Origin of the sequence: Streptomyces torulosus (genome assembly GCF_001419765.1) — a bacterium.
GTDB classification, from domain to species: domain Bacteria; phylum Actinomycetota; class Actinomycetes; order Streptomycetales; family Streptomycetaceae; genus Streptomyces; species Streptomyces torulosus.
In genome coordinates, this window is the sequence record NZ_LIRK01000408.1 from 1 (window position 1) to 6,515 (window position 6,515).

General features: G+C 75.9%; 1 pseudogene. It reads left to right on the forward strand.

Annotated features, from left to right (window positions below):
• Positions 1-6,169: pseudogene (locus tag AOK23_RS51505) on the forward strand (SDR family NAD(P)-dependent oxidoreductase); the annotation flags it as partial.
• Between the last annotated feature and the right edge of the window lie 346 nt (positions 6,170-6,515).

The window sequence follows — 6,515 nt, forward strand, 5'->3', positions numbered from 1 at the left end:
CGCTCCAAGGCGATCCTGGCGTTGTCGGGCAAGGGTGGTATGGCGTCGGTGCAGTTGCCCGTCGACGAGGTGCGCGCTTTGACGCCGCTGGCGGACGGCCGGGTGGAGGTGGCCGCGGTCAACGGCCCGTCCTCCGTCGTTGTGGCGGGTACGCCCGAGGGGTTGGACGAGGTGATCGCGGAGGCGGAGGCGCGCGGCGCCCGCGCCCGGCGCATCGCCGTCGACTACGCCTCGCACTCGGCTCATGTGGAGGACATCCGGGACGAGTTGGCGGAGGTGCTGGCGCCCGTGGCGCCGGTGTCCTCGAAGGTGGCGTTCCACTCGTGCGTGACAGGTGGCCGCTTCGACACGGCCGGGCTGGACGGTGCGTACTGGTTCCGCAATCTGCGGCAGCCGGTGCGGTTCGAGGAGACGACGCGGGCGCTGCTGGAGCAGGGACACGGGCTGTTCGTCGAGATGAGCCCGCACGCCGTACTGACGGGTGCCGTGCAGGAGACGGCGGAGGCGGCCGGACGCGAGGTGGCCGTCACCGGGACCCTGCGCCGCGACGACGGCGGTAGGGAACGGCTGCTGCTGTCACTGGCGGAGGCGTACGTGCACGGGGCGCCCGTCGACTGGCGGGACTGCTTCGCCGGGACCGGGGCCCGAACCGTCGACCTGCCCACCTACGCCTTCCAGCACCGGCGCTACTGGACCGACACGCCCGTCGCGACCGGTGCCTCCACCGGGCGGGTCGTGGACGGCTGGCGCTACCGGGTGGCCTGGCGGCGGGTCATCCCGACCGCCGCCGCCCTCCTGGCGGGCCGCTGGCTGCTGGTCGCCCCCGGCGGTGACGGAGGCGAGGTCGCCGAGGCGCTGCGGACGGCCGGAGCCGAGCTGGAGGTGTCCGATGTGCCCGTCGCCGGGCTCGACGGCGCCTACCAAGGGGTCGTGTCGCTTCTCGACTCGGCTGCCGACGCCCTCGCCCTGGCACGGGAGCTGGACGCCGCCGGGGTGCGGGCACCGCTGTGGTGGCTGACGCGCGGCGGGGCGGCCGTCGCGACGAGCGACGCGGTGCGCGGGACGGCGGCGCAACTGTGGGGGCTCGGACAGGTGCTGGGGCTCGAGCACCCGGACTGGTGGGGCGGCCTCGTCGACCTGCCCCGAGTGTGGAGCGAGAGCACGGCGGAGGTACTGGCCGCCCTCCTCGCGGGCTCGGCGGGGCCCGAGGACCAGCTCGCGATCCGTGGGTCCGCGGTCTACGCGCGGCGGCTGGTCCGCGCCCCGCTCACCGACCGGGGCCCCGTCCGGCCGTGGAAACCGCGCGGCACGGTGCTGATCACGGGCGGCACCGGTGGCATCGCCGCCCATCTGGCCCGTCGGCTGGCGGCCGAGGGCGCCGAACACCTCCTGCTGCTCAGCCGGCGGGGCCCCGAGGCGCCGGGCACCGGGGCGCTCGCCGAGGAACTGCGGGCGCTGGGCGCGCAGGTGACGTTCGCGGCGTGCGACGTGGCCGACCGCGACGCCCTGGCGGCCGTACTGGCGGGCATCCCCGAGGAGACCCCCCTCACCGCGGTCCTCCACACCGCCAGCTCCACCTCCTACGGCCCGGTGCTCGACGTCGAGGACCGGGACTTCGCGGACGGTACGGCGGCGAAGGCGGAAGGTGCCCGTCACCTCGACGAGTTGACCGCGGGCCTGGACCTGGACGCGTTCGTGCTGTTCTCGTCGGGGGCCGCGGTGTGGGGAAGCGCGGGCAACGGTACGTACGCGGCGGCCAACGCCTATCTGGACGGGCTCGCCCACGAGCGTCGGGCGCGCGGCCTGACGGCCACCTCCGTCGCCTGGGGCGGCTGGGCCGACGGGGGCATGCTGTCGGGATTCCCGGCCCTCGCCGACCAGTTGGAACGGATGGGCGTACGGCCCATGCGGCCGGAGACCGCCATCGACGTCCTGTGGGAGGCCGTCGAGCAGTCGGAGACCACGCTGACCGTCAGCGACATGGACTGGGAACGCTTCGCCCCTGTCTACGCCCTCGCCCGGCGCCGCCCCCTCATCGAGGAGATCCCCGAGGCCGCCCGCGCCCTGAGCGGCGACCGGCCCGGCGCCGACCGCGCCGAAGGGGACGGCACGGCCGCCGGACAGCTGCGCGACACCCTCGCCGCGCTCAGCGAACCCGAACAGCGCGCCACCCTGCTGGAGTTGGTGCGTTCCCGCGCCGCCGCCGTCATCGGGCACGCGGACGCGGCGGAGGTCGCCGCCCACCGGCCGTTCAAGGACCTCGGCTTCGACTCCCTGACCGCCACCGAACTCCGCAACCGGCTCAACGCCGCCACCGGACTGCGGCTGCCCGCCACTCTCGTCTTCGACCACCCCACCCCCACCGCCCTCGCCGGACGGCTGCGCGACGAACTCCTCGGCGGCACCGAGGCTGCGGGCGCGGCACCGGCTGTACGCCGGACCACGGACGACGACCCGCTCGCCGTCGTCGGAATGGCCTGCCGCTACCCCGGCGGCGTCCGCGGCCCCGAGGACCTGTGGACGCTCGTCACCGAAGGCCGCGACGAGATGGGGGACTTCCCGACCGACCGGGGCTGGGAGGCGCTGTCGCTGTACGACCCGGGACGCGACACCGCCCTCGCCGGACAGGGCGCCTTCCTCCACGACGCCGGTGACTTCGACGCCGAGTTCTTCGGCATCTCCCCGCGCGAGGCCCTCTCCATGGACCCGCAGCAGCGGCTGCTCCTGGAGACCTCCTGGGAGGCGATCGAACGCGCCCGGCATCGACCCGCTGTCGCTGCGCGGCAGCCGCACCGGCGTGTTCGTCGGCGGCACACCGCAGGAGTACGGCGCCCTGCTGATGAACTCCGCCTCCCTCGCCGGCGGTTACGCGCTGACCAGCTCGTCCGGCAGCGTCATGTCGGGCCGGGTCTCCTATGTGCTCGGCCTGGAGGGCCCCGCCGTCACCGTCGACACCGCCTGCTCCTCCTCCCTCGTCGCCCTCCACCTCGCCGGGCAGGCGCTGCGCGCGGGGGAGTGCGACCTCGCCCTCGCCGGGGGCGTCACCGTCATGGCCACGCCGGGGGCGTTCGCCGAGTTCGCCAACCAGGGCGGCCTCGCCGCCGACGGCCGCTGCAAGGCGTTCGCCGACGCCGCCGACGGCACCGGCTGGGGCGAGGGCGTCGGCATCGTCGTCCTGGAACGCCTGTCGGACGCGCGCCGTAACGGGCACCGCGTCCTCGGCCTGGTCCGCGGCTCGGCGGTGAACCAGGACGGCGCCTCCAACGGCCTGACCGCCCCCAACGGCCCCTCCCAGCAGCGCGTCATCCGCGCCGCGTTGGACGGTGCGGGACTCACTCCGTCCGACGTGGACGCCGTCGAGGCCCACGGCACCGGCACCCGCCTCGGCGACCCCATCGAGGCCCAGGCCCTGCTCGCGACCTACGGCCGGGACCGGGACGCCGAACGGCCGCTGTGGCTCGGCTCCGTCAAGTCGAACATCGGGCACACCCAGTACGCGGCGGGCGTCGCTGGCGTCATCAAGACGATCATGGCTTTGCGGGCCGGGACCCTGCCGCGCACCCTCCACGTGGACGAGCCGACCCGGCAGGTCGACTGGTCCCCCGGCACCGTACGCCTCCTCACCGACAACCGGCCCTGGCCCGAGACCGGCCGCCCCCGCCGCGCCGCCGTCTCGTCCTTCGGTATCAGCGGCACCAACGCCCACCTCATCCTGGAACAGGCCCCGGAGCACGCGCCGGCGGAAGACCCCGGCGACACCCCGGCCGGCCCTCGCCCCACCGCCGAGGAAGCGGACCCGGCGCTCGCCCCTGAGCCGGCGAACGCCCCCGAGCCGTCGGTCGCGGGCGAGCCGGCGCCGTCCGAGTCCCGACCCGCGGGCGTGGTGCCCTGGCTGGTGTCCGGTCACACCGAGGCAGCCCTGCGCGCCCAGGCCGCACGGCTCCTCGCCCACCTGGGTTCGCAGAACGAGGTCACGCCCCTCGACGTCGCCTGCTCCCTCGCCACCACCCGCGGCGCCCTCACCCACCGCGCGGCCGTGATCGCCGACACCCCGGCCGCCCTCCTCGCCGGGCTCCGGGCCCTCGCCGACGGCGAGGACACGGCCTCCGACGTCGTCCGGGGCACCGCACGGGAGACCCCGCTCGCGGTGGTCTTCCCCGGCCAGGGATCCCAACGCCCGGGCATGGGCCGCGACCTGTACGAGCGTCACCCCGTCTTCGCCGCCGCGTTCGACGAGATCTGCGCCGCCTTCGACCCGCTGCTCGACCGTCCGCTGCGGGACGTCGTCTTCGCGGACGACCCCGAACGGCGGGCCGACCTGGACCGGACCGTGTACACCCAACCGGCCCTGTTCGCCGTGGAGACCGCGCTCTACCGCCTCCTGGAGAGCTGGGGCCTCCGCCCTGACGTGCTCATCGGCCACTCCGTCGGTGAACTCGTCGCCGCCCACGTCGCGGGAGTCTGGTCACTGGCCGACGCGTGCCGCGTGGTCGCCGCCCGCAGCCGGCTCATGCAGGCGCTGCCCGCCGGCGGTTCGATGCTCGCGGTCGAGGCCGACGAGACCACGGTCGTCGCCGTGCTCGCCGCCCACCGCGACCGCCGGATCGGCATCGCCGCCGTCAACGGTCCCGCCTCCGTCGTCGTCTCCGGGCCCGAGAACGCCGTCCTCGACGTGGCGGCCGAGTTCGTCGGACGCGGCCACCGCACCCGGATGCTCACCGTCAGCCACGCCTTCCACTCCCCGCTCATGGAGCCCATGCTCGCCGACTTCGCCGCCACCCTGGCCGGGGTCGAGTTCCACGAGCCGACCCTGCCCGTCATCTCCAACCTCACCGGGGCCCCCGCCGTCGCCGGCGATCTGCGCGCCCCCGGCTACTGGGTGCGCCAGGTCCGCAACACCGTCCGCTTCGCCGACGGCGTGCGCACCCTCCTCGACAGGGGCGTGCGCACCTTCCTGGAAGCGGGTCCCGGCGGCGCCCTGACCGCCATGGCGGCGGCGACCGCCGTCGAACACACCGAGGACACCGTGACCTGCCTCGCCACCCTCCGCGACGCGGGCCGCGGGGAGGCCGACGCCCTGACCACCGCCCTCACCCGCCTGGCCGTCCACGGCACCCCCGTCGACTGGCGGGCGTACTACGCGGGCAGCGGCGCCCGCACCGTCCCGCTGCCCACCTACGCCTTCCAGCACCACCGCTACTGGCTGCGCGTGCTCGGCTCCGGCGCGGGCGGCCGGGACGCCTCCGCCGTCGGCCTGACCACGGCCGGGCACCCGCTGCTCGGCGCCGTCACCGAACTGCCCGGCAGCGGCGGGCTGCTCCTCACCGGCCGGCTCGACCGCGTCGAACAGCCCTGGCTCGTCGAGCACGCGCTCGGCGGTGTCCCGGTGCTGCCCGGCACCGCCCTCGTGGACCTCGCCCTGCACGCCGGCGGCCACGTCGGGTGCGACACGCTCGACGAACTCGTCATCCACGCCCCCCTGTCGCTGCCCGACCGGGGCGGAGTCGCCCTCCACCTCACCGTCGACAGCGCCGACGACGACGGGCGGCGCCCCTTCACCCTCCACGCCCGGCCGGAGACGGCCTCCGACGACCGTTGGACCCGCCATGCCTCCGGTGTGCTCGCCCCCGCCCCGGCCGGAACGCCGGCGGCCGGGACCACCGCCTGGCCGCCGCCCGGCGCACGCCCCGTCCCACTGGACGACTTCTACGCCACGACCGCCGCGGCCGGCCTCGACTACGGCCCCCTCTTCCAGGGCCTGACCGAACTCTGGCAGGCGGACGGCGCACTGCACGCCCATGTCGCCCTGCCCGACACCGCCGAGCGGGGCGCCGACGACGACGGGAACGCCGACGGCTTCACCGTCCACCCCGCCCTCCTCGACGCCGCCATGCACTCCCTGGCCTTCCGCCCCTCGGCGCCCGCGACCGGCGGGCCCCTGCTGCCCTTCGCCTGGCGGGGCGTCACCGGCCACGCCCAGACGGCGACCTCGCTGCGCGTGCACGTCCGCGACGAGGCCGAGGACCGGGTGGCGGTGGACCTCACCGACCCCTCCGGGCGCCCCGTCGCCTCCGTCGCCGCCCTGCACATGCGGGCCGCGTCCACCGCCGGGTTCGAGACCACGCGCATCCGCCCCGAATGGCTCCTCCACATGGAGTGGACCCCCCTCGACCCGCCCTCCGGCGGCTCCGAGGAGACACTCCCGGCCCGGATCGCGGTCCTCGGCGACGCCGCCGCGTACGCCCTCGCCGCGCCCTGGGCGGCGACCACCGAGGGCGTCGGACACCACACGGACCTCGACGCCCTGACCGGCGCGGACCCCCTGCCCGACGTGGTGGTCGTGCCGCTGCCGCCCGCCGAGCCGACGGCCGCCGCCGCCCGCGACGCCGTCCACCGGGCCCTCGCCCTGCTCCAGCGGTGGACCACCGACAGCGCCCTCGCCGCGACCCGGCTGGTGCTGTGCACCTCCGGCGCCGTCCGCGCCACGGACACCGAGACCGTCACCGACCCGGCCG